Annotated in this window: 24 protein-coding genes; 11 read left to right on the top strand and 13 right to left on the bottom strand. The window is 62.9% G+C overall.

The genetic code is table 11. The features are described from left to right. Positions 1-32 precede the first annotated feature (32 nt). Together dxs and BT204_RS21680 are read left to right on the top strand one after the other, a co-directional pair. On the top strand, positions 33-1,931 hold the full coding sequence (gene dxs, locus BT204_RS21685) for a 1-deoxy-D-xylulose-5-phosphate synthase (RefSeq protein ID WP_057975577.1): 1,899 nt from the start codon (positions 33-35) through the stop codon (positions 1,929-1,931). 137 nt (positions 1,932-2,068) lie between these two features. Continuing rightward, positions 2,069-3,940, top strand: a complete 1,872-nt coding sequence (locus BT204_RS21680) for a TonB-dependent receptor domain-containing protein (RefSeq protein ID WP_072448235.1) — start codon at positions 2,069-2,071, stop codon at positions 3,938-3,940. A gap of 90 nt (positions 3,941-4,030) precedes the next feature. Here BT204_RS21680 and BT204_RS21675 read toward each other — a convergent pair whose 3' ends face one another. From BT204_RS21675 to nrdR, 11 genes are all read right to left on the bottom strand, one after another. Beyond that, a complete protein-coding gene (locus BT204_RS21675) occupies positions 4,031-4,816 on the bottom strand; it encodes a cobalamin-binding protein (RefSeq protein WP_072448233.1) in 786 nt (261 codons plus the stop codon). Beyond that, on the bottom strand, positions 4,813-5,232 hold the full coding sequence (locus tag BT204_RS21670) for a hypothetical protein (RefSeq protein ID WP_044269046.1): 420 nt from the start codon (positions 5,230-5,232) through the stop codon (positions 4,813-4,815). Before BT204_RS21670 ends, BT204_RS21675 begins: the two co-directional genes overlap by 4 nt. Next, positions 5,229-5,846: a GTP cyclohydrolase II gene (gene ribA, locus BT204_RS21665; RefSeq protein ID WP_005791841.1), complete on the bottom strand. Its 618-nt coding sequence runs from the start codon at positions 5,844-5,846 to the stop codon at positions 5,229-5,231. Before ribA ends, BT204_RS21670 begins: the two co-directional genes overlap by 4 nt. Before the next feature lie 129 nt (positions 5,847-5,975). Continuing rightward, on the bottom strand, positions 5,976-6,698 hold the full coding sequence (locus tag BT204_RS21660) for a substrate-binding periplasmic protein (RefSeq protein WP_072448231.1): 723 nt from the start codon (positions 6,696-6,698) through the stop codon (positions 5,976-5,978). A gap of 54 nt (positions 6,699-6,752) precedes the next feature. Beyond that, positions 6,753-7,718, bottom strand: coding sequence for a thiamine-phosphate kinase (gene thiL, locus BT204_RS21655; RefSeq protein ID WP_072448226.1), 966 nt, complete (start codon positions 7,716-7,718; stop codon positions 6,753-6,755). 18 nt (positions 7,719-7,736) lie between these two features. Then, a complete protein-coding gene (gene nusB / locus BT204_RS21650; RefSeq protein ID WP_014720126.1) occupies positions 7,737-8,237 on the bottom strand; it encodes a transcription antitermination factor NusB in 501 nt (166 codons plus the stop codon). After that, the gene (gene ribE / locus BT204_RS21645) at positions 8,234-8,710 is read right to left on the bottom strand and encodes a 6,7-dimethyl-8-ribityllumazine synthase (protein WP_003194576.1); all 477 of its coding nucleotides are present in this window, start codon (positions 8,708-8,710) and stop codon (positions 8,234-8,236) included. The genes nusB and ribE overlap by 4 nt, the downstream gene beginning before the upstream one ends. A gap of 88 nt (positions 8,711-8,798) precedes the next feature. Further along, a complete protein-coding gene (ribBA, locus tag BT204_RS21640; protein WP_003194579.1) occupies positions 8,799-9,890 on the bottom strand; it encodes a bifunctional 3,4-dihydroxy-2-butanone-4-phosphate synthase/GTP cyclohydrolase II in 1,092 nt (363 codons plus the stop codon). A gap of 16 nt (positions 9,891-9,906) precedes the next feature. Continuing rightward, positions 9,907-10,569: a riboflavin synthase gene (locus BT204_RS21635; protein WP_014720128.1), complete on the bottom strand. Its 663-nt coding sequence runs from the start codon at positions 10,567-10,569 to the stop codon at positions 9,907-9,909. A 49-nt stretch (positions 10,570-10,618) separates the two neighbouring features. Then, on the bottom strand, positions 10,619-11,746 hold the full coding sequence (ribD, locus tag BT204_RS21630; RefSeq protein WP_019818853.1) for a bifunctional diaminohydroxyphosphoribosylaminopyrimidine deaminase/5-amino-6-(5-phosphoribosylamino)uracil reductase RibD: 1,128 nt from the start codon (positions 11,744-11,746) through the stop codon (positions 10,619-10,621). After that, on the bottom strand, positions 11,743-12,207 hold the full coding sequence (nrdR, locus tag BT204_RS21625; protein WP_019818855.1) for a transcriptional regulator NrdR: 465 nt from the start codon (positions 12,205-12,207) through the stop codon (positions 11,743-11,745). Before nrdR ends, ribD begins: the two co-directional genes overlap by 4 nt. Positions 12,208-12,346: 139 nt before the next feature. Here nrdR and BT204_RS21620 point away from each other — a divergent pair, with 139 nt between their 5' ends. The 3 genes from BT204_RS21620 to trxA all read left to right on the top strand — a co-directional run bounded on the left by BT204_RS21620 (position 12,347) and on the right by trxA (position 14,479). Next, on the top strand, positions 12,347-12,802 hold the full coding sequence (locus tag BT204_RS21620) for a YbaY family lipoprotein (RefSeq protein WP_003194586.1): 456 nt from the start codon (positions 12,347-12,349) through the stop codon (positions 12,800-12,802). Beyond that, complete coding sequence (locus BT204_RS21615; RefSeq protein ID WP_072448220.1) at positions 12,799-13,455, top strand: class I SAM-dependent methyltransferase; 657 nt, start codon at positions 12,799-12,801, stop codon at positions 13,453-13,455. The genes BT204_RS21620 and BT204_RS21615 overlap by 4 nt, the downstream gene beginning before the upstream one ends. Before the next feature lie 151 nt (positions 13,456-13,606). Next, the gene (gene trxA, locus BT204_RS21610) at positions 13,607-14,479 is read left to right on the top strand and encodes a thioredoxin (protein ID WP_019818859.1); all 873 of its coding nucleotides are present in this window, start codon (positions 13,607-13,609) and stop codon (positions 14,477-14,479) included. Between the two features lie 103 nt (positions 14,480-14,582). Here trxA and BT204_RS21605 read toward each other — a convergent pair whose 3' ends face one another. Then, positions 14,583-14,927, bottom strand: a complete 345-nt coding sequence (locus BT204_RS21605; protein WP_034125933.1) for a hypothetical protein — start codon at positions 14,925-14,927, stop codon at positions 14,583-14,585. A gap of 129 nt (positions 14,928-15,056) precedes the next feature. Here BT204_RS21605 and BT204_RS21600 point away from each other — a divergent pair, with 129 nt between their 5' ends. The 5 genes from BT204_RS21600 to BT204_RS21580 all read left to right on the top strand — a co-directional run bounded on the left by BT204_RS21600 (position 15,057) and on the right by BT204_RS21580 (position 19,153). Then, entirely contained in the window at positions 15,057-15,656 is a 600-nt protein-coding gene (locus tag BT204_RS21600) for a DUF2796 domain-containing protein (protein WP_054896939.1), read from the top strand. A gap of 148 nt (positions 15,657-15,804) precedes the next feature. After that, entirely contained in the window at positions 15,805-16,515 is a 711-nt protein-coding gene (locus BT204_RS21595; protein WP_054896940.1) for an ABC transporter ATP-binding protein, read from the top strand. Between the two features lies 1 nt (position 16,516). Then, the gene (locus BT204_RS21590; protein ID WP_072448218.1) at positions 16,517-17,782 is read left to right on the top strand and encodes an ABC transporter permease; all 1,266 of its coding nucleotides are present in this window, start codon (positions 16,517-16,519) and stop codon (positions 17,780-17,782) included. 11 nt (positions 17,783-17,793) lie between these two features. Continuing rightward, complete coding sequence (locus BT204_RS21585) at positions 17,794-18,315, top strand: DUF3299 domain-containing protein (RefSeq protein ID WP_072448216.1); 522 nt, start codon at positions 17,794-17,796, stop codon at positions 18,313-18,315. Positions 18,316-18,454: 139 nt separating this feature from the next. Beyond that, positions 18,455-19,153 carry an OmpW/AlkL family protein gene (locus BT204_RS21580; protein ID WP_014720136.1) on the top strand — a complete coding sequence of 233 codons (699 nt, stop codon included), beginning with the start codon at positions 18,455-18,457 and terminating at the stop codon, positions 19,151-19,153. A 166-nt stretch (positions 19,154-19,319) separates the two neighbouring features. On the opposite strand, the gene BT204_RS21575 is transcribed toward BT204_RS21580, so the two are convergent. Continuing rightward, the gene (locus BT204_RS21575) at positions 19,320-20,204 is read right to left on the bottom strand and encodes a sugar nucleotide-binding protein (RefSeq protein WP_054896955.1); all 885 of its coding nucleotides are present in this window, start codon (positions 20,202-20,204) and stop codon (positions 19,320-19,322) included. Between the two features lie 166 nt (positions 20,205-20,370). On the opposite strand from BT204_RS21575, the gene BT204_RS21570 reads away from it, so the two are divergent. Further along, a complete protein-coding gene (locus BT204_RS21570; protein WP_072448214.1) occupies positions 20,371-24,618 on the top strand; it encodes a DEAD/DEAH box helicase in 4,248 nt (1,415 codons plus the stop codon). Positions 24,619-24,687 lie beyond the last annotated feature (69 nt).

Raw genomic sequence — 24,687 nt, 5'->3', positions numbered from 1 at the left:
CCGCCTCTTCTATACCTATAACGATTCGCCTGATGCCCACGACGTTTCAAGAGATTCCCCGCAAACGCCCGTCTACGCCCCTGCTCGACCGTGCTGCCACGCCGGACGGCCTGCGTCGACTGGGTGAAGCCGAGCTGGAAACCCTGGCCGATGAGCTGCGCCTGGAATTGCTCTACACGGTCGGCCAGACCGGTGGGCATTTTGGCGCCGGGCTGGGCGTGATCGAGCTGACCATCGCCTTGCATTACGTGTTCGACACCCCGGACGACCGGCTGGTGTGGGACGTGGGCCACCAGGCGTATCCGCATAAAATCCTCACCGGCCGTCGCGAGCGCATGGCCAGCCTGCGCCAGAAGGACGGCCTGGCCGCCTTCCCGCGCCGTTCCGAGAGCGAGTACGACACCTTTGGCGTCGGCCACTCCAGCACGTCCATCAGTGCAGCGCTGGGCATGGCGATTGCCGCCCGCCTGCAAGGCAGTGAGCGCAAGGCGATTGCGGTGATTGGTGATGGCGCGCTGACCGCAGGCATGGCCTTCGAAGCGCTGAACCATGCGCCGGAAGTGGACGCCAACATGTTGGTGATCCTCAACGACAACGACATGTCGATTTCGCGCAACGTGGGTGGCCTGTCCAATTACCTGGCGAAGATCCTCTCCAGCCGTACCTACGCCAGCATGCGCGAAGGCAGCAAGAAAGTGCTGTCGCGCCTGCCTGGCGCGTGGGAAATCGCGCGTCGCACCGAAGAATACGCCAAGGGCATGCTGGTACCCGGCACCCTGTTCGAAGAGCTGGGCTGGAACTACATCGGCCCTATCGACGGCCACGACCTGCCCACCCTGATCGCCACGTTGCGCAACATGCGCGACCTCAAGGGCCCGCAATTCCTGCATATCGTCACCAAAAAAGGCAAAGGTTTCGCTCCGGCGGAAGTCGACCCGATTGGTTACCACGCGATCACCAAGCTCGAACCCCTCGATGCCCCCGCCGCCGCGCCGAAAAAGGCCAGCGGGCCGAAGTATTCCGGGGTGTTTGGCGAATGGCTGTGCGACATGGCCGCCGCCGACCCGCGTCTGGTAGGGGTTACCCCGGCGATGAAGGAAGGCTCCGATCTGGTGGCGTTCAGCGAGCGTTTCCCGCTGCGTTACTTCGACGTGGCGATTGCCGAGCAACACGCCGTTACCTTCGCGGCCGGCATGGCCTGCGAAGGCGCCAAGCCAGTAGTGGCGATCTACTCCACCTTCCTGCAACGCGGTTATGACCAGCTGGTTCACGATGTGGCGGTGCAGAACCTCGATGTGCTGTTCGCCATCGATCGCGCCGGCCTGGTAGGCGAAGACGGCCCGACCCATGCCGGCAGTTTCGATCTCTCGTACCTGCGCTGCATCCCCGGCATGCTGGTGATGACTCCGAGCGACGAGAACGAACTGCGCAAGATGCTCAGCACCGGCCACCTGTACAACGGCCCGGCCGCTGTGCGGTACCCGCGCGGCACCGGCCCGAACGCCGTGATCGAAAAAGACCTGGAGCCGATTGAAATCGGTAAAGGCATCGTGCGTCGCCAAGGCAGCAAAACTGCATTCCTGGTGTTTGGCGTACAACTGGCCGAAGCCTTGAAAGTCGCTGAGAAGATCGACGCTACCGTGGTCGACATGCGGTTCGTCAAGCCACTGGATGACGCGTTGGTGCGCGAGATCGCCGCTGGCCATGAGCTGCTGGTGACCGTCGAAGAGAACGCCATCATGGGCGGCGCCGGTGCGGCGGTCAGCGAGTTCCTGGCGCGGGAGAATATCCTCAAGTCGGTGCTGCACCTGGGCTTGCCGGATGTATACGTTGAGCACGCCAAGCCGGCGCAGATGCTGGCTGAATGCGGGTTGGATGAGGCGGGTATCGAGGCGTCCGTTCGCGAGCGCCTGGCGCTACTGAATCTGTAATCTGCCCCAAATGTGGGAGCTGGCTTGCCTGCGATGACGGCGGCACATTCGCTAACAATGTGTCAGATACACCGCTATCGCAGGCGAGCCAGCTCCCACAGTGGTTTTGCATGACCTTCGAATGCTATGGACAGCCCATGAAACGCCTGTGCCTTGCCCTGCTGCTACCCTGCGCTGACCTGCACGCCGAGACCCGCGACCAGGCCCTGAAGCTCTCCGACGTGGTCATCAGCGCCAACCGCCAAGTCCAGGCGCGTAATGACAGCAGCGCCGCCAACACCGTATTCACCCGCGCAGACATCGACCGCCTTCAGTCCACCAGCGTCACCGACCTGCTCAGCCGCGTGCCGGGCGTGCAAGTTGCGCCAACCGGTGGGCGTGGCAGTTTGCCGGGGATTTTCATTCGCGGCACCAAGTCGGCGCAGAGCCTGGTGCTGGTGGACGGCCAACGCATCGCCAACACCACCTCCGGCGACAGCGGCTTGCAATACCTCAACGTCGATCAGATTGAACGGGTGGAAGTGCTGCGCGGTTCACGTTCGGTGATTTACGGCAGCGATGCGATTGGCGGGGTGATTCAGGTGTTTACCCGGCGCAATGCCGAGCAAGGCTTGCAGCCGCGCTTGAAACTGGGCTTTGGCAGCAACCAGACCTGGGAGCGCAGCTTGGGCCTGTCGGGCGGCGATGAACACACGCGCTTCAACCTGGGCGCGAGTCTGGATGAAACCGCCGGTATCAACGCGAGCCACGCGTCGTTTCCCAGTGACGGCGACCATGATGCCTACCGCAACCAGTCCATCAGCCTGAACCTCAGCCATTCGTTCAGCGATGAGCTGGAGGCGGGCTTCAACCTGTTGGATAACCGTGGCAAGTCGGAGTACGACAACAGTTATGGCCGCTACGACGGCGCCACCGGGCAGAGCCTGGGCCAGAAACCCTACACCGACTACACCGTGAGCAGCGCCAGCGGCTATGTCGATGCCAAGCTCAATGACAGCTGGCGGTCACGGCTGGAGCTGGGCCACAGTGAAAACCGCGACACCAAGCGCGATACCCTCAGCGATGATTACAGCGCATTCAACACCTACCGCGACTCGGTCAATTGGCAGAACGACCTGACCCTGGACGAGCAAAACAGCCTGATCGTCGGTGGCGACTGGTATGAAGACCGTTTCCACGGTTCCACCACCTTTACCGAGAACAGCCGCTGGAACCGGGCGGCCTTCGTGCAGCACCGCTTCCAAAGCCAATGGTTTTCCACCGAGCTGGGCCTGCGCCGTGACCAGAACCAGCAGTTCGGCGGCCAGAACAGTTGGAGCGGCACCCTGACCTTGCCGGTCAACCCCGACAATGACTTGCTCTTGAGCTACAGCGAAGGCTTTCGTGCACCAACCTTCAACGACCTCTATTACCCCGACACCCAGTACAGCAACCCCAACCTGCAGCCCGAGACATCAAAGAGCTACGAGCTGCAATGGCGCAGCCAACTGAGCGACAGCACGCGCCTGGAAGCCTCGCTGTACCGCACCGACCTGAGCGACGCGATTATCCTTGACGCTGGCAAGCCGCAAAACGTGGCGTCGGCGCGGATCAACGGCTTTGAAGCGGCGCTCAAGCAGGAACTGTTTGGCTGGCAGGGCAACCTGGGCCTGTCGCTTATCGACCCGCGTGACCGTGACAACGGCCACACCCTGGCACGTCGCGCCCGGCGAACGGTGAACCTGGATCTGGACCGGCAATTTGATCAACTCGGTCTCGGCGCCAGCTGGCAAGCGATCAGCAGCAGCTACGACGATGAAGCCAACCGCAACCGTCTGGGCGGTTATGCCTTGTTGGGGCTGCGCAGTAGTTGGGCGTTGAACCGGGAGGTGTCGTTGTCGTTGAAGGTGGATAACGTGCTGGACAAGTCTTACGCACGGGCGAAGTACAGCTACCTCGGGGAAAGCCAGAATTATCGTGAAGAAGGTCGGGTGTGGATGGTTGGGGTGACGTGGACACCTGAGATCTAAGTAGCCTGATCCGGCGTCATCGCAGGCAAGCCAGCTCCCACAATTGAAATGCATTCCCCAGTGGGAGCTGGCTTGCCTGCGATAGCGTTGTCACAAGTTCGGCGCAATCACCTGGCACAACCGCCCCACCGCCTCCAACATCTGCCCGCTGGGCCGCTCCAGGCCCTTGTCCGGCACCAACCGCACCCGAGCAGCCATCGCCGGCCATGCCTTCCAGGCCTCCTTCTGAGCCTGATCCCCCACCAGGATCACCTCGGGGTCTCGCGCCAGCACCGATTCGATATTCACCTGCGGCGCCGGCAACTTCAGGTCATCAAACACATTGCGCGCCCCGCACACGCTGAGGGCATCGCTGATGATCTGCCCACCGCCCACGGTGTACAGCGGCTGGTTCCACACTTGGTAAAACACCCGCAGCGGCTCGGCCCGCTGGTAGCGCTGGCGCAACTCGGCCAAGCGCTGACGCAGTTGTACCGCGAGCTGGCGCCCTGCCTCAGCGCGGCCCAATTGCTCGGCAATGGCCTGCACCTGGGCGGTCAGTTGTTCAAGGCTGTGGGGTTCTGCGACGTACACCGGGATATTCAACCGCTGGAGCTGCTCGCGCTGGGCCGGGCCGACGCTGCCAGGCCACAGCAGGATCAAGTCGGGCTTGAGGCTGAGCAGGCGCTCCATGTCCAACTGGCCGTAGTGCCCGACCGAGGGCACCTTCGCCAACGCCGCCGGGCGGTCACCACCGTCAAGCACGCCGACCAGCAAGTCCTCGGCACCCAGCTCAAGCACGATTTCGGACAGTGACGGCGCCAGGCTGACAACCCGCTCGACCGCCAACGCCTGGGCACTGACTACCAGCAGCAGCGCCAGCCAATAGCGCTTCATCCCAACTGACGCGGTATGCGATAGAGGTAGAACAGCACCAGCGTCGACAGCGCCAACAGAAACAGCGGCACCGCCTCCAGGCCGACGAACACCGCCAGCGCACCGATCCAGGCCGGTAACGCTGCAACCAGCAACGCCGTGCGCCGACGCGCCGCCAGGGTGATCCAGGCTGCGGGCTCTTCAGCAGTATCAAGGGCTTTGGAGGTGGCGATCAGCGCGTGTTTGTAAGCGTGAAAATAACGCAGGCTGAGAAACATCGAGGCCACGCCGGCGATGAAGAACGGCATGGCCAATACGGGCAACAAGGATTCAGCACGGCCAAACAGCAGGTTGATCACGAACAAGGGCAGCAACGCCAGGGCCAGGTACTGCCACCAGTTGAAGGACAGTCGCCGTTTCACCTGGCCACGGGTCACGCGCGGTCGACCTCGCCCTGGTGCTCGTTGCCCATCATGTGATCGAGCTTGCTGGCTTTGGTGGCCAGGTAGAGCTTGTTGTGCGGGTTATGCCCGGTGTGCAGAGGCACGCGCTCGGCCACGGTGATGCCCATCTCGGTCAAGGCTTTGACCTTGCGGGGGTTGTTGGTCATCAGGCGCAGGGATTTGACCCCCAGGTGCTCGAGCATCGGCAGGCAGATGGCGTAGTCGCGCTGGTCGGCAGCAAAGCCCAGGCGCTCGTTGGCCTCCACGGTGTCGGCGCCGCCATCTTGCAGTTCGTAGGCGCGGATCTTGTTCAACAGGCCAATGCCCCGGCCTTCCTGGCGCAAGTACAGCAGCACGCCACGCCCTTCACGGGCGATGGCCTGCAGTGCGGCCTCCAGTTGCGAGCCGCAGTCACAGCGCTGGCTGAACAGCGCATCGCCGGTCAGGCACTCGGAATGCACACGCCCCAGCACCGGCGCGCCATCGGTGATGTCGCCGAGGCTGAGCACAACGTGCTCGCGCCCGGTGGCTTCTTCAAGAAAGCCGTTCATGGTGAACGTGGCAAAAGGGGTAGGCAGCTTGGAAGCGGCGACGAAAACGACGGGCACCGTGTGCTCCTGATTTCAGATTTCACAGAGGCGGGCATTGTAACAGCACGTTCCTACAGACGCTTAAGCTGAATTATCGCTGATAAAGATCAATAGGTTCGATTGGCCTTTGAGTCAGTTCTATGGGCGTCAGAACGGATACGGCTGTTTCCAGCGTTCGAATATCGATTTCAACTCACCGGTCTGGACCAGGATACCCAAACGCTGGTCATACACGGCCATCAATGCCCTGCCGCGCTCGGTGTCGGCAAAGCCTACGTAGAGCGGCAGCTCAGCGATATGGGTGAGTTTGAACAGCGCCGGGTCTTGCGCCTGGCTGAGCACGTATTTGGCTTCGGTGAGGGCGTCGATATAAAAATCGGCACGGCCGTGTTGCAGCATTGGCAGAATGCCGCTGCGCCGCTCGATCTGGTTGAAGCGGCGCACGGTGGGCAGGTATTCCTCGTATTTATAGCCGCGCACCCAGGCCAGGCGGTAGTTGCCCAGGGTCGCCAACGTCGGCGTGGGTGAAGTTGCCAGCCCGAGAGCGTAGACATGATCGGCGTCGAAGTTCCAGCGCGGGTACAGCACTGCGCTGACCTCATCGCGGTAGGTGCCGACACAACCATCCGCCTCACCACGCTGGGCCAGGCCGACCGATCGGGTATAGGGCACGCTGCGAGTTTCCAGGGTAATGCCTGCTGGCTCGAAGACGCGGCGCAGCAGGTCCCAGGCCAGGCCGCTACCATCTCTGTTGGTGTAGTCGTTCCACTCCTCACTGGCCAGCACGATTTTGCCGGGCACGGGAGTGTCCGCCTGGGCCAGGGAAACGAAGGTACACAGCACGATCAGCAGCCAGCGGCATGCAGCCATAGTCACGGCCTCTTACTCGGGATAATCGTCTAAAGGGTAGCGCAGACCGCCGGCTCAGGGCGTCTGGCGAAAATGCTGGTAGCCGCGCACGGCCGGGGTGATGTCCTGGCCGTCGCCGTCGAGCAGCGTCACGCCCTGCCCCGTTTCGACCCGACCGACCAGATGCACCGGCCAGCCACCCGCCTGCAACGGCGCCAACTCGGACGGTGGCAAGGTGAACGCCAACACATAGTCGTCGCCCCCGCTCAACGCCGCTACTTGAGCCTGGTCTTCACCGACAAACGCCAGCAAGGCCTCGGACAACGGCAACCGCTGGCGCTCAACCACCAGGCGCACCGCTGACGCCTTGGCGATATGCCCACAGTCAGCCAACAGCCCATCGGAGATATCCATCGCCGCTGTCGCCTTGCCCCGCAGCGCCAGCCCCAGGGCCAGCTGCGGTTGCGGCGACCAGTAATGCGCCAACAGCGGCTCGGCGATTGCTGCGTCAGCCGTGCGTTGCCCCAATACCAGCGGCAAGGCGCCAGCGGCATTGCCCAACTCGCCGCCCACACACAGCAAATCACCCGGCTGTGCACCGCTGCGCGTCAAGGCCTGGCCAGCCGGCACACGGCCGAACACGGTCAGGGTCAGGCTCAGCGGCCCACGGGTGGTGTCACCGCCCACCAAGCCTACGCCGCAGCTTTGCGCCATGGCGCTCAAGCCTTGGGCATAGCGTTGCAGCCAATCGGCTTCGACGCTCGGCGTGGTCAGGGCAAGGGTAAAGGCGAGGGGGTGGGCGCCCATGGCGGCCAGGTCGCTCACCGCCACGGCCAGCGAGCGCTGGCCGAGCAGGAACGGGTCACAGGGGTCGGCAAAATGCACGCCAGCCACCAGCGTATCGGTGGAGACTGCCAGTTGCTCCCCGGCGGGAAGCGCCAGCAAGGCGCAGTCGTCGCCGATCCCCAGGGCAATGCCTTCGCCGCCTTGCGCACAAGGCGCGGCGGCGAAGTATGTGCGGATCAGCTCAAACTCACCCATTGAGGAATCAAGCGCAGATTAGCGCTTGTGTTCCTTCACTTCGGCTTCACGCAGGCGTGGGGCCAGCTTGTCGAGCACGCCGTTGACGAACTTGTGGCCGTCGGTCGAACCGTAGACTTTCGCCAGTTCGATGCCTTCGTTGATCACGACGCGGTACGGCACGTCGACGCGCTTGAGCAGCTCCCAGGTGGACAGGCGCATCACGCACAGCTCAACCGGGTCGAGTTCTTCGATGGTCAGGTCCAGGCATGGCGCCAGGGCTGTGTCGATCTCGGTCAGGTTGGCATGCACGCCGTGCAGGATGTCGTGGAAGTAGCTCTGGTCGGCGAAGGTGAAATCGTTATCGACGCGAAACTGTGCCTCGATTTCGTTCAGCGAAGCGCCCGCCAGGTGACGCTGGTACAGCGCCTGGGTCGCGAGTTGACGCGCCTTGCGGCGCTTCTCGCTCTTGGACGGTTTGCCGGCATCGGCAGGACGCGGGTCCTGAGGGTTGAACTGATCGCTTTCGTCGGAAATCACTTGGCCTCCAACTGCGACAGCAGGCTGACCATTTCCAGGGCGGACAAGGCAGCTTCAGCGCCTTTGTTACCGGCCTTGGTGCCGGAACGCTCGATGGCTTGCTCGATGGAATCCACGGTCAGTACGCCGAAAGCGACTGGCACGCCGAACTCCATGGACACCTGGGCCAGGCCCTTGGTGCATTCGCCGGCTACGTATTCGAAATGCGGGGTGCCGCCACGAATGACCGCGCCCAGGGCGATGATCGCCGCGTATTCACCCTGCTGAGCAACTTTTTGCGCAACCAGTGGAATTTCGAAGGCGCCAGGGGCACGGATAAGGGTGATATCGCTCTCGCTCACACCGTGGCGAACCAGGGCGTCAACCGCACCGCTTACCAGGCTTTCAACCACGAAGCTGTTGAAGCGGCCAACCACCAGGGCATAGCGGCCTTTGGGGGCGATGAAGGTACCTTCGATGGTCTTCAGGGTCATTCGACAAATCTCTTAAAGAGCCGGGACGCGAAAAGTGCGTCCCTCAGTGATGATTTAACCGCGAACAAGGGGCAAAAATCGCCAGCCTTTATTCGGAGGGCACGTATTCTACAACTTCCAGGTCGAATCCGGATATCGCATTAAATTTCATCGGTGCGCTCATCAGGCGCATTTTGCGCACGCCCAGGTCGCGCAGGATCTGCGAACCGGCACCGACGATGCTATAGGTGGTCGGTTTTTTCACCGGCACGGCGTCGGCGGTTTCGCGGATGTGCGCCAGCAGCACATCACCATCGAGCGGGTGACCGAGCAACAGCACCACACCGCTGCCGGCCTCGGAAACCGCAGCCATGGCGGCGCGCAGGCTCCAGCGACCGGGCTGCTTGACCATCAACAGGTCACGCAGTGGGTCCATGTTGTGTACGCGTACCAGGGTCGGTTCTTCTGCGCAAATGTTGCCCAGGGTCAGGGCCATATGCACGTCGCCTTCCACTGAATCACGGTAGGTCACCAAATTGAATTGGCCCAGCTCGCTGTCCAGTGGCTGCTCGGCAATCCGCTGAACGGTACGTTCGTGGATCATCCGGTAGTGAATCAGGTCGGCGATGGTGCCGATCTTGAGGTTGTGCTCTGCGGCAAAGGCCTCGAGTTCAGTACGACGGGCCATGGTGCCATCGTCGTTCATCACTTCGCAGATCACCCCGCTTGGCTCGAAACCGGCCATGCGCGCCAGGTCGCAGGCGGCTTCGGTGTGGCCAGCGCGGGCCAGGGTACCGCCCGGTTGGGCCATCAGCGGGAAGATGTGGCCGGGGCTGACGATGTCTTCGGCCTTGGCGTCTTTCGCGGCAGCGGCTTGCACGGTGCGGGCGCGGTCAGCGGCGGAAATGCCAGTAGTGACGCCCGTGGTGGCTTCAATCGATACGGTGAACTTGGTGCCGAAACCCGAGCCATTGCGCGGCGCCATCAAGGGCAGCTTGAGCAGTTCGCAGCGTTCACGGCTCATGGGCATGCAGATCAGCCCCCGGGCGTGCTTGGCCATGAAGTTGATGTGCTCGGGCTTGCACGCCTCGGCGGCCATGATGATGTCGCCTTCGTTCTCGCGATCTTCGTCATCCATAAGGATGACCATCTTGCCTTGGCGGATGTCTTCAACCAGTTCTTCGATGCTATTGAGCGCCACGCGGCACCCCCCTTGGTCAGGATTTCAGGTAGCCGTTAGCGGCCAGAAAACTTTCGGTGATGTTGCCTGATGCAGGCTCTGCGGCCTTTTCGCCCAGCAACAGGCGCTCCAGGTAACGGGCAAGCAAGTCCACTTCCAGGTTCACCCGGCGACCCGGCTGGTACGAGGCCATGATGGTTTCGCTGAGGGTGTGGGGAATGATGGTCAGTTCAAATTCGGCGCCATTCACGGCGTTCACGGTCAGGCTGGTGCCATCGACGGTGATCGAGCCTTTGTGGGCGATGTACTTGGCCAGCTCTTTTGGCGCGCGGATACGGAATTCCACGGCGCGGGCGTTTTCGCTGCGGGCCACCACTTCGCCGACACCGTCGACGTGGCCGCTGACCAGGTGACCGCCCAGGCGTGTGGTGGGCGTCAGGGCTTTTTCCAGGTTGACCGGGCTGCCGGCCGCAAGATCGTTCATCGCGGTGCAGTCCAGGGTTTCCCGGCTGACATCGGCAGCAAAGCCGTTGCCCGGCAGCTCGATGACGGTCAGGCACACGCCGCTGACGGCGATACTGTCGCCCAGCTTGACGTCGCCGAGGTCCAGCTTGCCGGTTTCAACCAGCAGGCGGACATCCCCGCCTTTGGGGGTCATTGCACGGATGCTGCCGATGGATTCGATAATGCCGGTGAACATTTCGTTCTCCTGAAAACGAGGGGGCTGACGCTCAAGCGCAGGCCGGGAATTATACGCTCACTGCTGGGACGGGGATGGCAGTGACTCGCCAGTCGTCGCCCACAGCGCGCATTTCGGTGATCTTGAGTTGGGGAGCATCGGCCAACTTATCAAGCGGCCAGTCCAGCAACGGGCGGGCAGCGGAGCCGAGGAACTTGCCGGCGATGAATATCACGTATTCATCCACCAGGCCTTGTTGGGCAAACGCGCCAGCCAGGCTTGGGCCGGCTTCCACCAACACATCGTTGACGCCACGGGCGGCCAGGGCGACCAATGCCGAGCGCAGGTCAACCTGGCCCTCCACACCTGGAACCACAAGGCACTCAGGGCCCCGGGGGAACTGGTTCTCCGGAGTCACGCAGGTGATGACCAATGCCGGGCCGGCCTTGAAGAACGGTGCGTTGAGCGGCACCCGCAGGCGGCCATCGATCAGCACGCGCAACGGCGGGCGCGACATGGCCAGGGCGGTGGTTGCGTCGTCCAGGCCCAGTTCGGCGGCGCGTACGGTCAAGCGGGCACCGTCGGCCAGTACCGTGTCGGCACCGGTCAACACCACACTGGCCTCGGCACGCAAGCGTTGCACCGCAGCACGGGCGGCGGGGCCGGTGATCCATTGGCTTTCGCCGCTGGCCATCGCCGTGCGGCCGTCCAGGCTCATCGCCAGCTTGACCCGCACAAACGGCAGGCCGTGCTCCATGCGCTTGAGGAAGCCGGGGTTAAGCGCCCGCGCTTCGGTTTCCAACACACCACTACGAACCTCGATACCGGCCTGGGCCAGGCGTTGCATGCCTCGGCCAGCCACTTCGGGGTTCGGGTCCTGCATGCCAGCCACCACCCGCGCGACGCCGGCGGTCACCAGCGCATCGGCACAGGGCGGCGTACGGCCATGATGGCTGCACGGTTCAAGGGTCACGTATACCGTCGCGCCACGGGCCTTGTCGCCAGCGGCGCGCAGGGCATTGGGCTCGGCATGGGGCTCGCCGGTGCGCTCATGCCAGCCTTCGCCGACAATCTGCCCATCACGCACTATCACGCAGCCAACCCGCGGGTTGGGGTGGGTGGTGTACAGGCCCTTGCGCGCCAATTCGAGGGCGCGGGCCATGTAGTGGGCGTCGAGCACAGCCTGTTCAGATGTCATTGTTTGGAGGGCTCACGGGCCAGGCGGTCGATCTCTTCGCGGAACTCATTGAGGTCCTGGAAGCGTCGATACACCGAGGCAAAACGGATATAGGCGACTTCGTCGAGCTTTTGCAGCTCGCCCATCACCAACTCGCCGACCACCAGGCTCTTGACCTCGCGCTCGCCGGTCGCTCGCAGCTTGTGCTTGATATGCACCAGCGCCGCTTCCAGGCGCTCGACACTCACCGGGCGTTTTTCCAGGGCGCGCTGCATACCGGCGCGCAGTTTTTCTTCGTCGAAAGGCTGGCGGCTGCCGTCGGACTTGATCAGACGCGGCAACACCAGTTCGGCGGTTTCGAAGGTGGTGAAACGTTCACCACAGGCCAGGCATTCGCGCCGGCGACGCACTTGGTCGCCCTCGGCGACCAGACGCGAGTCGATGACCTTGGTGTCGTTGGCACCGCAGAAGGGACAGTGCATGGTTGGCAGGCAACAAAAAATGGGAGGGCCATGGTAGCGCATCCCTGTGGCAAGACAAGCCATAGCCTTTACGGTATATAGGCAGGCTTATATGTTTCATATTTTTAAGCCACGGATTTTGTCCTTTCTGGAGCCGTACATGCAGTTACGACCACTCGTTCTACTCAGCCTGTTCAGTTTTCTGGTCGCCTGCAGCAGCGAAGCCCCCAAGCCGGCCGCGCCTCAACCGACACCCGCGCAAGAGAAAAAAGTCCCGGGCATTGAAGACCTCGGCCCCCTGCCCGCCTATCAGCGCGAAATCAGCGGCAGCCTGACCAACGTGCCCGCCGGTGCCGAAGTCGAGATGGCGCTCTTGGTGATCGACGACCGTTCGCGCCCGCAGCAACTGCTCGCCAGCAGCGTACTGAGCGGCAACGGCAAGCCCCTGGCCTTCCGCCTGCGCTTCAACCCTGAAGCCTTCCCGGCCGGTGCCCGCGTGGAATTGCGCGGCCGCGCCAGCCAGTCCGGCCAGTTGATCCTGCATCTACCCGCCGTGCGCGTCACCCAGGCGATCACCCAGAGCACCGGCCCCTTGCAACTCGTCAAGGCACCATGACACCACCGCTGCACCTGCAGCGTGCCTTGAGCGAACTGATCGGCGACGCGCAATTAGTGCCCTGCCCACTGCCGGGCACCGAATTGTCGCTGTGGCTGCTCGACGCCGACAACATGGACCGCGCCTTCAGCCAGGAAGAAACCCGGCGCATCCTGCATGAGCCGCCCTACTGGAGCTTTTGCTGGGCCAGCGGCCTGGCGTTGGCCCGCTACCTGGCGGCGCATCCCGAGTGGGTCGCCGGCAAACGCGTGCTGGATTTCGGCGCAGGTTCGGGAGTAGCCGGGATCGCCGCCGTCAAGGCTGGGGCCTTGGAGGTGGTGGCCTGCGACCTGGACCCACTGGCCTTGGCCGCTTGCCGTGCGAATGCCGAGCTCAACCAGGTGTCATTGAGTTATTCGGCAGACTTTTTTGCCGAAGCCGACCGCTTCGACCTGATCCTGGTGGCCGACGTACTCTACGACCGCGCCAACCTGCCGTTGCTGGATCAGTTCCTCACCCGCGGCCGCGAAGCGCTGGTAGCGGATTCACGGGTACGGGACTTCCAGCATCCGAATTATCAGCGGTTGGAGATCCTCGAGGCTTTGACCCTGCCGGACCTGGCCGAGCCTTGGGAGTTTCGCAAGGTGAGCCTGTACCATTCGCGGCGCGCTTGAGGCCATCGCGGGCAAGCCCGCTCCCACAGGGGAATGCATTTCAAGGTGAGAGCTGGTTTGCCTGCGATAGCGGTCTTGAATCCAGGATGCTTTCAGCCAACCTCGCCAGCCCTTATAGTTGCCCCCATTCCCGCTTTATTCGAGACGCCCCATGAGTGAGCCCACGCCGTACATCTTCGACGTCACCACCGCCAACTTCGACCAGGCCGTTATCCAGAACTCCTTCGAAAAACCCGTATTGGTCGATTTCTGGGCCGAGTGGTGCGCACCCTGCAAAGCACTGATGCCAATGCTGGCGAAGATTGCCGAGAGTTATCAGGGTGAGTTGCTGCTCGCCAAGATCGACTGCGAAGCCGAACAGGACATCGTGGCGCGTTTTGGCATTCAAAGCCTGCCGACGGTGGTGCTGTTCAAGGATGGCCAACCGGTGGACGGCTTTGCCGGTGCACAGCCGGAGTCGGCCGTGCGGGCGATGCTGGAGCCCCATGTGCAAATGCCACCGCCGGCTGCGGCGGACCCGTTGGAGCAGGCTCAGGCGCTGTTCAGCGAAGGGCGCATCAGCGAGGCCGAAGCGTTGCTGGTGCAATTGTTGGGCGAGGACAATACCAACGCCGCCGCCCTGATCCTGTATGCACGCTGCCTGGCCGAGCGCGGTGAGCTGGGTGAAGCCCAGGCCGTGCTCGACGCGGTCAAGAGCGACGACCACAAGGCTGCCCTGGCCGGGGCCAAGGCGCAAATCACCTTCCTGCGCCAGGCGGCGGATTTGCCGGACGCTGCCGAGCTGAAAAGCCGCCTGGCGCAAAACCCGCAGGATGACGAAGCGGCCTATCAGTTGGCGATCCAGCAACTGGCGCGCCAGCAATACGACGCGGCACTGGAAGGTTTGCTCAAGTTGTTTATCCGCAACCGCAGCTACAGCGAAGGCCTGCCCCACAAGACCTTGCTGCAGGTGTTCGAATTGCTGGGCAATGATCACCCGCTGGTCACGGTGTACCGCCGCAAGTTGTTTGCCGCGTTGTATTAACCCAACCTTGTAGGAGCGAGCTTGCTCGCGAAAAACGACAACGATAACGCGGGCATCCTGAATGAACGCGGAGCCTGAGGTTTTTTCGCGAGCGAGCTCGCTCCTACAAAGGGCCAATCCATGTGTAGAGCGGTGTGTCGCCGCCGCTGGCCACCTTCACGTTCGCGCTGTGGCGCAGACGCACCAACAGGCGCTTGCCCGCCCCGGCATCGCCAGCCAAGCCTTCGAGTTGGTCGAGCAATTCCAGGCCATTGAGTTGCCCGGCCTTGCGTAGCAAATCCTGGGCGTTCTGCCACAGGTCTTCGTTCTGTTTGACCGGCGCCGCAGCCGGTGCGCTGGGCGTTGGAGCGGCCTGCAGTTGAGCGCCTAATCGCGCCCAATCGCCGTCGTCCAGCTCAAGGGTCAAGTCCACCGGCAGGTCGCCGATGGTTCCACGAATTCGCAACATCGTCCTTACTCCTGCATTTTTCTGACGGGCATGCTCCCATGCAGCTTGCGCAACACCAAGCGGGCGGTCAAACTCTCGAATCAATTGTTATAAGATCACATAACAAAACTTTCATCCTGGAGCCCTCTCATGCGCCGTTTGCTGCTTGCTTTGCCGTTTGCCCTGCTGCCACTGGCTGTCGCTCATGCTCACGAAGACCACGACCACGAGCACGGCAGCCTCGGCGCCCATGAACATGGCGTCGGGCGCCTGAATGCCGTACTGGACGGCCAGGCCCTGGAGCTGGAACTGGACAGCCCGGCCATGAACCTGGTGGGTTTCGAACATGCCGCCACCAGCGCCGCCGACAAAGCCAAGGTCGCCGCCGTACGCAAGCAGCTGGAAAATCCATCGGCACTGTTCAACCTGCCCAAGGCCGCAGGTTGCGTGGTCAGCAGCCAGGAACTCAACAGCCCGTTGTTCGGTGACAAACCAGAAGCCGAGCATGACGACGATGACCACGCCACCGATGGCAAGGGCGCAGCCGCCCACAAGCATGATCACGACCACAGTGAAATCCACGCCCATTACCAGTTCACCTGCGCCACGCCGGCGGCCCTGGGCAACCTGGACTTGAGCCAAGTGTTCAAGACCTTCCCCGCCACGCAGAAAATTCAGGTACAACTGATCGGCCCTAGCGGTCAGCAAGGTGTTGAAGCGACGGCCACCGCCGCCACCCTGAAGTTCTGACTTGAAAGCACAGTCCCTGTGGGAGCTGGCTTGCCTGCGATACAGGCGATGCGGTGCAGCAGGCACACCGTAGCGATGCCATCGCAGGCAAGCCAGCTCCCACAGTGGATCGGCGCCATTTTCGACTACCAGGCGACACTGACTTCCCATGACTCAAGCGTTAATCGAACTGTCCGACCTGGGCTTCAACTGGCCCGGTCACCCGCAGTTGCTGGACATTCCCGCCTTCCGCCTGGAACCAGGGGAAACCCTGTTCCTCAAGGGCCCGAGCGGCAGTGGCAAGACCACTCTGCTCGGGCTGTTGGGAGGCGTGCAGAAGCCCAGCCAGGGCAGCATCCGCCTGCTCGGCCAGGAGTTGACCGAACTGTCGGCCGGTGCTCGTGACCGTTTCCGTGTGGACCACACCGGCTATATCTTCCAGCAGTTCAACCTGCTGCCGTTTCTGTCGGTGCGCGAGAACGTCGAGCTGCCATGCCACTTTTCCAAGCTGCGCGCGCAACGGGCCAAACAGCGCCACGGCAGTGTCGACCAGGCCGCGGCGACCTTGCTCGCACATTTGGGTTTGAAGGACCAGAGCCTGCTGGAACGCCGTGCCGATTCGCTGTCCATCGGCCAGCAACAACGGGTGGCCGCTGCCCGCGCGCTGATCGGCCAGCCAGAACTGGTGATTGCCGACGAACCCACCTCGGCCCTGGACTACGACGCCCGCGAAGCCTTCCTGCAGTTGCTGTTCGCAGAATGCCGCGAAGCGGGCGCCAGCCTGTTGTTTGTCAGCCATGACCAGAGCCTGGCGTCGCTGTTCGACCGCAACCTGTCGCTGGCCGAACTCAATCGCGCCGCCATGCCCGCAGAGGTTTGAGATGTATCTGTTCCGTCTAGCCATGGCCAGCCTGGCTAACCGCCGCTTCACCGCGATCCTCACCGCGTTTGCCATCGCGCTTTCCGTCTGCTTGCTGCTCGCGGTGGAGCGTGTGCGCGTCGAGGCGCGCAACAGTTTCGCCAGCACCATCAGCGGTACCGACCTGATCGTCGGTGCCCGCTCCGGCTCGGTCAACCTGCTGCTGTACTCGGTGTTCCGCATTGGCAACGCCACCAACAACATCCGTTGGGACAGCTACGAGCACTTCGCCGCCAGCCCTCAAGTGAAATGGGCGATTCCCATTTCCCTCGGCGACTCCCATCGCGGCTACCGGGTAATGGGCACCAACGAATCCTATTTCGAGCACTACCAGTACGGGCGTAAGCAAAACCTCGCGCTGGCCAGCGGCCGCGCCTTCGCCACCGACCCATTCGAAGTCGTGCTCGGCGCCGAAGTGGCCGACGCCCTGCATTACAAACTCGGTGACAAGCTGGTGCTGGCCCACGGCGTGGCGGTGGTCAGCCTGGTCAAGCATGACGACAAGCCGTTTACGGTGGTGGGCATTCTCAAGCGTACCGGCACGCCGGTGGACCGCACGTTGCATATCAGCCTCGGCGGCATGGAAGCGATCCATATCGACTGGCACAACGGCGTGCCGGCCCAGGGCAAAGGACGCATCAGTGCCGACCAGGCGCGCAATATGGACCTGACGCCGCAGGCCATTACCGCGTTCATGCTCGGCCTGAACAACAAGATTTCCACCTTTGCCTTGCAACGGGAAATCAATGAATTCCGTGGCGAGCCAATGCTGGCGATCCTGCCCGGTGTCGCGCTGCAAGAACTCTGGAGCATGATGGGCACTGCCGAAAAAGCCTTGTTTGTGATCTCGCTGTTCGTAGTACTGACCGGTTTGATCGGCATGCTCACCGCGATCCTCACTAGCCTTAACGAGCGTCGCCGCGAGATGGCGATCCTGCGGTCGGTGGGCGCGCGGCCTTGGCACATCGCAACGCTGCTGATCTTCGAAGCCTTCGCCTTGGCCTTGTCTGGCGTGGTGGCGGGCCTGGGGTTGCTGTACCTGTGCATCGCCGCCTCGCGGGGTTATTTGCAGGCCAACTACGGTCTGGACCTGCCGATGTCGTGGCCGAGCGAATATGAATGGACGTTGCTCGCCGGTATCCTGGCAGCCGCCCTGTTGATGGGCAGCGTGCCCGCGTGGCGCGCCTACCGCCAATCTTTGGCCGATGGCCTGTCCATCCGTTTATGAGGAAGGCTTCGATGTGTCGTGCCCTGTTTGCCCTGTTGTTGTTGATGGCCGTGCCTGCCTGGGCGCAGGAACAGCCCAAGGATCTGTCCTGGCAGGAGATGATCCCGCCGGATGCGCCACCTGAAGTGCCCAATATGAAGCCGCTGCACGACCTGTCGAACATGGCCGATGCCTTGTCCGTCGAAGCCGCGCCGGCGGCCAAGCAGGACATGCCTAACGCGCCAGTAGTACAGAGCCTGGACGGCCAGCACATTCGCCTGCCGGGGTATATCGTGCCCCTGGAAGTCAGCGAAGAAGGCCGCACCACGGAGTTTCTGCTGGTGCCGTATTTCGGCGCATGCATACACGTGCCCCCACCGCCATCGAACCAGATCGTGCATGTGAAAAGTGAAGTCGGGGTGAAGCTCGATGAGCTGTATCAACCGTACTGGATCGAGGGCGCGATGCAGGTCAAGCCATCGTCCAGCGAATTGGCGGACGCTGGTTACCAGATGGATGCCCAGAAGATTTACATGTACGAGCTTGAGGAATAACTCCACACACCGAAGCTCCCACAGGTTTAGATCAGTGGCGCAAGTGACTGATCACCCTTTCATTGAGCTGAGTCAAAAGACCGTACGGAACGATCTTTACCATTGGACGTACAACTTTTAAACGTCCTTTGGAGCTCCCATGAACAAGTCTCTGCTCGGCGCGTCCCTCTTCGCGCTCGCCCTCGTCGCCCCCGTCGCTCACGCTCACCAGGCGGGCGATATTCTGGTTCGCGCCGGTGCAATTACCGTGAACCCGAAGGCCGACAGCAGCAGCGTCAAGGTTGACCAGGGCCCATTGGCCGGCACCAATCTGGGCGGCAAGGCGACCATGAGCAGCGACACCCAACTGGGCTTGAACTTCGCCTACATGATCACCGACCACGTCGGCATCGAATTGCTCGCGGCCACACCGTTCGAGCATGACGTGAAGATCAAGAACACCGCCCTGGGCGCCGCCAATGGCAAGCTCGGCACGCTGAAGCACCTGCCGCCGACCTTGAGCGTCGTGTACTACCCGCTGGATCACAAATCCGCGTTCCAACCGTATGTGGGCGCCGGTATCAACTACACCTGGATCTACGACGAGCACGTGGGCAGTCGCGCCGAGCAGGCTGGTTTCAGCAACTTCAAGGCCGAGAACTCCTGGGGCTGGGCTGCACAGATCGGCGCCGACTACATGATCAACGACAAGTGGATGATCAACGCCCAGGCGCGCTATATCGACATCAGCACCAAAGCGACTGTGGATAACAACGCGCTGGGCCAGGGCACTCGGGCCAAGGTCAATGTGGATGTAGACCCGATGGTTTACATGGTGGGTATCGGCTACAAGTTCTGAGTTCGGTTTAAGCCACACCGCATAACCCCTGTGGGAGGGGGCTTATGTGGGAGCCGGGCTTGCCCGCGATGCAGACACCACGGTGTATCAGTGATGCCCAGGTGATGCTATCGCAGGCAAGCCAGCTCCCACATAAGTCCCCTCCCACATTTTGGTTTTGAGGGTGTCAGCTATGGCGGTAGAAGCGATCCAGTAGCGCCGGCAAACCTGCCCGCCATGCCCGTGGTTTGATGCCAAAGGTGTGGAGGATTTTCTTGCAGGCCAACACCGCATGCTGCGGTTCATCCGCCGCATCCGGCCGCGCTGCGTGAGCCTGGGCGGTGGGGGACTCGATGGCCAACGGATGGAAGTTGCGCGCTTCAGTCAGAATCGCCTGCCCCAGCGCCAACGGGGTAGTCGCCTCGTGGCCGGCGTAGTGGTAGGTGCCCCACAGCGGCGCAGCGCAATCGAGTTGCTTGAGCACCGAGATGATCACCCGCGCCGCATCGTCCACCGGCGTCGGGTTGCCCCGGCGGTCGTCGGCCATCAGTAGCTCGTCGGCGTTCTCGGCCCGGGCCAGGAAGCGCCCGAGCGTGCCGTCGACGCTGTCATCGAGCAACCAGCCAAACCGCAGCAGCACATGCTGCGGGCACGTAGCGCGCACGCTTTGTTCGATACGCCACAACGCCTGGCCGCGCAGGCCCAGGGGCACCGGCTCGTCTTTCTCGCTGTAGGCCGTGGCGCGGGAGCCATCGAATACGCGGTAGCTGGACGGTTGCAGCAGGGTGATGCTGTGATGCTGGCACAGCTCGGCCAGGCGTTCGATGGCGAACTCCTGGGCGGCCAAGCGGGTTTCGCTCACGGCTTCGGCCTGGAACCAGTCGAAATAGTAGGCGAGGTTGATCAAGGCATCGGGACGGGTGTCGTCGAGCAATTGGGTGAGGCTTGCGGCATCCCAGCCGTCTTGGGGCGGTTTGGGGGCGAGGAAACCGATGTCTTCCTCCGCACCGAGGCGAATCAGCGCCTGCCCGAGGGCATTCCCGCCGCCCAGTAACATAAGGCGCATTCGCATAGATTGAGCAGGCCCGGTCTGTTTGGAACGATGGTTATTATCGACAGGCATGTGCGCCTTGCCGTAGGTAGTTGCCAGAATCGTTGCATTTTGCGGGTTTGTAGCGCAACCGTCACGGATAAAGTGCGGGGTTGCAACTTGGCCCCGCCGGTTGCATATAGGGTGAATGAACCTTCCCGAATCAACGGACAAGGGTTTGCACGGCTTTCACCCCGCCGTCAGCACTTGGTTTCGTAGTACCTTTCCTTCGGTGACCAACGCCCAGGCCCAGGCGTGGCCGTTGATCCGCCAGCGCCGCTCGACGCTGATCGCCGCGCCCACCGGCTCCGGCAAGACACTGACGGCCTTCCTGGCAGTGCTGGACGACCTGGTGCACCAAGGCCTGGCCAACGGCGGCGAACTGCCGGACCAAACCCTGGTGGTGTATGTGTCGCCGCTCAAGGCGCTATCCAACGATATCCAGATCAACCTGCAAAAACCGCTGGCCGGCATTACCGAACATCTACAGAAGCGGGGGCTGCCGCCGCTGGTAATCCGCACCGCTGTGCGCACCGGCGACACCCCGCAAAAAGACCGCGCCCAGATGCGCAAACGCGCACCGCATATCCTGGTAACCACTCCTGAATCGCTCTACGTGCTGCTCGGCTCGGATTCCGGCCGGCACATGCTCGCCAGCACACGTACGGTGATCGTCGATGAGATCCACGCCATCGCCGCTGGCAAGCGCGGCAGCCACTTGGCCTTGAGCCTGGAGCGCCTGCAAGGGCTGTGTGCCGAGCCATTGACCCGTATCGGCTTGTCGGCCACGCAAAAACCCATCGAAGCCGTCGCACGCTTTTTAGTTGGCACCGAACGGGATTGCGCCATTGTGGATATCGGCCACGCCCGCCCCCGTGACCTGGCGATCGAAGTGCCGCCGGTGCCGCTCTCGGCGGTGATGGCCAACGACGTGTGGGAGTTGGTCTACGATCGCCTCGCGCAATTGGCCCGTGAACACCGCACCACCCTGGTATTCGTCAACACCCGACGCCTGGCCGAACGCCTGGCCCGGCATTTGAGCGAGCGCCTGGGCAAGACCGCCGTGGCCGCTCACCACGGCAGTCTGGCCAAGGAGATGCGCCTGGATGCCGAACAGCGCCTCAAGGCCGGCGAACTGCAAGTGTTGATCGCCACGGCGTCCCTGGAGCTGGGGATTGATATCGGCGAAGTGGACCTGGTGTGCCAGATCGGCTCACCCGGCTCCATCAACGGCTTCCTGCAACGGGTCGGCCGTTCCGGGCACCAGGTCGGTGGCACGCCCAAGGGGCGCCTGTTTGCCACCACCCGCGACGACCTGATCGAGTGCGCCGCGCTGCTCGACTGCGTGCGCCGTGGCGAACTGGATACCTTGCATATTCCGGTGGCACCGCTCGATGTACTGGCCCAGCAGATCATCGCCGAGGTCAGCGCCCAGGAATGGCCGGAACAGGCGCTGCTGGCGCTTATCCACCGCGCCGCGCCTTACGCCGAACTGGATGAACGCCACTACCAGGCCCTTTTGCAGATGCTCAGCGAGGGCTACAACGGCCGCCAGGGCATGCGCAGCGCCTACCTGCACCGCGACGCCGTGGCCCACACCCTGCGCGGCCGCCGTGGCGCCAGGCTCACGGCGGTAACCAGCGGCGGCACGATACCCGACAACGCCGACTACAGCGTGTTGCTGGAGCCGCAAAGCCTGAATATCGGCAGCGTCAACGAAGACTTTGCGGTGGAAAGCATCGCCGGGGATATCTTCCAGCTCGGCAATACCTCCTATCGCATCCTGCGTGTCGAAGCCGGCAAGGTGCGGGTCGAAGACGCCCAGGGCCAACCCCCGACCATTCCGTTCTGGTTGGGTGAAGCGCCCGGGCGCAGCAACGAGTTATCGGTGGCCGTGGCCCGCTTGCAAGGGCAATTGGACAGCTTGCTCGGCGCCACGCCCGGCGACCTGCAACCGGCCCTCGACTGGCTTACCGGCACCCTGGGCCTCAACGTCGCCAGCGCCGACCAACTGTTGGACTACCTCGCCCGGTCACGCCAGGCCCTGAGCGCCTTGCCGTCCCAGGACACATTGATCATGGAACGGTTTTTCGATGCGTCCGGCGGCACCCAACTGATCATCCATACGCCGTTTGGCAGCCGCATCAACCGCGCCTGGGGCCTGGCCTTGCGCAAGCGCTTTTGCCGTACCTTCAATTTCGAGCTGCAAGCGGCGGCCAGTGAAAATGCCATCGTGCTGTCGTTGTCCACCAGTCACAGCTTCGCGCTGGACGAGGTGTGGCGTTACCTCAACAGCAACAGTGCCGAGCACATCCTGATCCAGGCCGTGCTGGATGCGCCACTGTTCGGTGTGCGCTGGCGCTGGAATGCCGGCGTGGCCCTGGCGCTGCCGCGTTATACCGGCGGGCGCAAGGTGGCGCCGCAGATCCAGCGCATGAAGAGCGAAGACCTGATCGCCAGCGTATTTCCCGACCAGATCGCCTGCCTGGAAAACCTCTCCGGCGAACGCGAAATCCCCAACCACCCGCTGGTGGAGCAAACCCTCGACGACTGCCTGCACGAGGCTATGGACAGCGACGCCTGGCTGGCGCTGCTGCGGCGCATGGAACGCGGCGACGTGCGGTTGATCAGCCGCGACCTGCCCGCGCCCTCGCCCATGGCCGCAGAAATCCTCAGCGCTAAACCCTATACCTTCCTCGACGACGCCCCCCTGGAAGAGCGCCGCACCCAGGCCGTGCTCAACCGACGCTGGAGCGACCCGCAGAGCACCGACGACTTGGGCGCCCTGGATGCCGACGCCATCGCCGGTGTACGCGAAGAAGCCTGGCCGGCGCCCAATGGCCTGGATGAAATGCATGAAGCGTTGATGAGCCTGGCGTGCATCGCAGCGGGCGAAGTTACGCCGCAATGGGCCCAATGGTTGCAGGCCTTGCGCAAGGCCGGGCGGACCTATCAGTTGCCCAACGGAATGTGGGTCGCCGTAGAGCGCTTGAATTGTTTGCAGGCGCTGTATCCCAACGATCTGCCGTTGCTGCCGGGGTTCGATGAGCCCTGGTCCTTTGATGAAGCGCTGGTGGAAGTGCTACGTGCGCGCCTGAGTGGTTTTGGCCCACTGACCCTGGTCGAGATCGCAGCGCCCCTGGCATTACCGGTGGTGGCGCTTACCCAGGCCCTGGCACGCCTGGAACAAGAAGGCTATGTGCTGCGAGGTCACTTCAGCCCCGGCGTGGGTGAAGAACAATGGTGCGAACGTCATTTGCTGGCGCGCATTCATCGCAACACGGTCAAGCGCCTGCGCCGGGAAATCGAGCCGGTGGCATTGCAGGATTTCATGCGCTTTCTGTTCGATTGGCAACACCTGTCCGACAGCACCCGCGGCCAGGGCAGCGCCGTGTTGCCGCAAATCGTCGGCCAGTTCGAAGGCTATGCCGCTGCCACGTCAGCCTGGGACACAGACCTGCTCAGCGCCCGCATCAAGGATTACTCATCGACCTGGCTCGATGACCTGTGCCGCAGCGGCAAGCTGGTCTGGACGCGCCTGAGCAACAAGGCCGGCGCCATGGCATTGCGCAGCACCCCGGTGGTTTTGCTCCCCCGTAGCCAGGTAGCGTTGTGGAGCGGGCTGACCGAGCTTACCGACAGCACCACCTTGTCGCCCAAGACGCAGAAGGTCCACCTGGCCCTGCGCGAGCATGGCGCGCTGTTTTTCGATGAACTGGTACACGAGGCCCATTTGCTGCGCAGCGAGCTGGAGACAGCCTTGCAGGAATTGGTAGGCGCCGGCTTGGTGAATGCTGACAGCTTCGCCGGCCTGCGCGCCTTGACCACCCCCGCCAGCAAACGCCAGGCGCGCAGCAGTCGACGTGGGCGCGGGGCGTTTGTCGGCGGTATGGACGACGCCGGGCGTTGGGCCTTGGTTCGCCGCTCGGCGACCGCCGCCGGCGCGCATACGGCCGAGACCCTGGAGCATGTGGCGATGACCCTGCTGCGCCGCTATGGCGTGGTGTTCTGGCGGCTGCTGGAGCGCGAGGCGGATTGGTTACCGAATTGGCGCGAGTTGCTGCGCACTTTCCATCGGTTAGAGGCGCGAGGCGACATCCGTGGCGGGCGGTTTGTCAGTGGGTTGGCGGGAGAGCAGTTTGCATTGCCGGAGGCGATACCGTTGCTGCGCGAGGTGCGGCGGCGGCCCCATGATGGGAGTTTAATTGCGGTGTGTGGGGCGGATCCGTTGAATCTTGTCGGCACGCTGTTACCGGGAGCCAAGGTGCCAGCGGTAAGCGGTAATCGGGTTGTGTACCGTGATGGGGTGCCGGCGGCGGTGATGGTAGGGGGCAAGCAGCAAGTTTTGTTGGAGGTGGATCAGCAAGCGGTGCAGGAGAAGTTGATCAGGCGCTGACCTTGAGGGCCTCATCGGGAGCAAGCCCCCTCCCACACTTGAAACGTGTTCACAAATCTCAATGTGGGA

This window comes from Pseudomonas sp. NFPP02, from assembly GCF_900119355.1.
Lineage (GTDB): Bacteria > Pseudomonadota > Gammaproteobacteria > Pseudomonadales > Pseudomonadaceae > Aquipseudomonas > Aquipseudomonas paracarnis.
Note: the sequence above shows the minus strand (reverse complement) of the source record. Positions and strands in the feature narration are given on the sequence as shown.

Excerpts from the sequence above, each read along its gene's own strand:
- dxs (WP_057975577.1), top strand. The coding sequence starts at position 33 with ATGCCCACGACGTTTCAAGAGATTCCCCGCAAACGCCCGTCTACGCCC.
- BT204_RS21680 (WP_072448235.1), top strand. The coding sequence starts at position 2,069 with ATGAAACGCCTGTGCCTTGCCCTGCTGCTACCCTGCGCTGACCTGCAC.
- BT204_RS21675 (WP_072448233.1), bottom strand. The coding sequence starts at position 4,816 with ATGAAGCGCTATTGGCTGGCGCTGCTGCTGGTAGTCAGTGCCCAGGCG.
- BT204_RS21660 (WP_072448231.1), bottom strand. The coding sequence starts at position 6,698 with ATGGCTGCATGCCGCTGGCTGCTGATCGTGCTGTGTACCTTCGTTTCC.
- thiL (WP_072448226.1), bottom strand. The coding sequence starts at position 7,718 with ATGGGTGAGTTTGAGCTGATCCGCACATACTTCGCCGCCGCGCCTTGT.
- ribE (WP_003194576.1), bottom strand. The coding sequence starts at position 8,710 with ATGACCCTGAAGACCATCGAAGGTACCTTCATCGCCCCCAAAGGCCGC.
- BT204_RS21635 (WP_014720128.1), bottom strand. The coding sequence starts at position 10,569 with ATGTTCACCGGCATTATCGAATCCATCGGCAGCATCCGTGCAATGACC.
- ribD (WP_019818853.1), bottom strand. The coding sequence starts at position 11,746 with ATGACATCTGAACAGGCTGTGCTCGACGCCCACTACATGGCCCGCGCC.
- nrdR (WP_019818855.1), bottom strand. The coding sequence starts at position 12,207 with ATGCACTGTCCCTTCTGCGGTGCCAACGACACCAAGGTCATCGACTCG.
- BT204_RS21620 (WP_003194586.1), top strand. The coding sequence starts at position 12,347 with ATGCAGTTACGACCACTCGTTCTACTCAGCCTGTTCAGTTTTCTGGTC.
- BT204_RS21615 (WP_072448220.1), top strand. The coding sequence starts at position 12,799 with ATGACACCACCGCTGCACCTGCAGCGTGCCTTGAGCGAACTGATCGGC.
- trxA (WP_019818859.1), top strand. The coding sequence starts at position 13,607 with ATGAGTGAGCCCACGCCGTACATCTTCGACGTCACCACCGCCAACTTC.
- BT204_RS21605 (WP_034125933.1), bottom strand. The coding sequence starts at position 14,927 with ATGTTGCGAATTCGTGGAACCATCGGCGACCTGCCGGTGGACTTGACC.
- BT204_RS21600 (WP_054896939.1), top strand. The coding sequence starts at position 15,057 with ATGCGCCGTTTGCTGCTTGCTTTGCCGTTTGCCCTGCTGCCACTGGCT.
- BT204_RS21595 (WP_054896940.1), top strand. The coding sequence starts at position 15,805 with ATGACTCAAGCGTTAATCGAACTGTCCGACCTGGGCTTCAACTGGCCC.
- BT204_RS21590 (WP_072448218.1), top strand. The coding sequence starts at position 16,517 with ATGTATCTGTTCCGTCTAGCCATGGCCAGCCTGGCTAACCGCCGCTTC.
- BT204_RS21585 (WP_072448216.1), top strand. The coding sequence starts at position 17,794 with ATGTGTCGTGCCCTGTTTGCCCTGTTGTTGTTGATGGCCGTGCCTGCC.
- BT204_RS21580 (WP_014720136.1), top strand. The coding sequence starts at position 18,455 with ATGAACAAGTCTCTGCTCGGCGCGTCCCTCTTCGCGCTCGCCCTCGTC.
- BT204_RS21575 (WP_054896955.1), bottom strand. The coding sequence starts at position 20,204 with ATGCGAATGCGCCTTATGTTACTGGGCGGCGGGAATGCCCTCGGGCAG.
- BT204_RS21570 (WP_072448214.1), top strand. The coding sequence starts at position 20,371 with ATGAACCTTCCCGAATCAACGGACAAGGGTTTGCACGGCTTTCACCCC.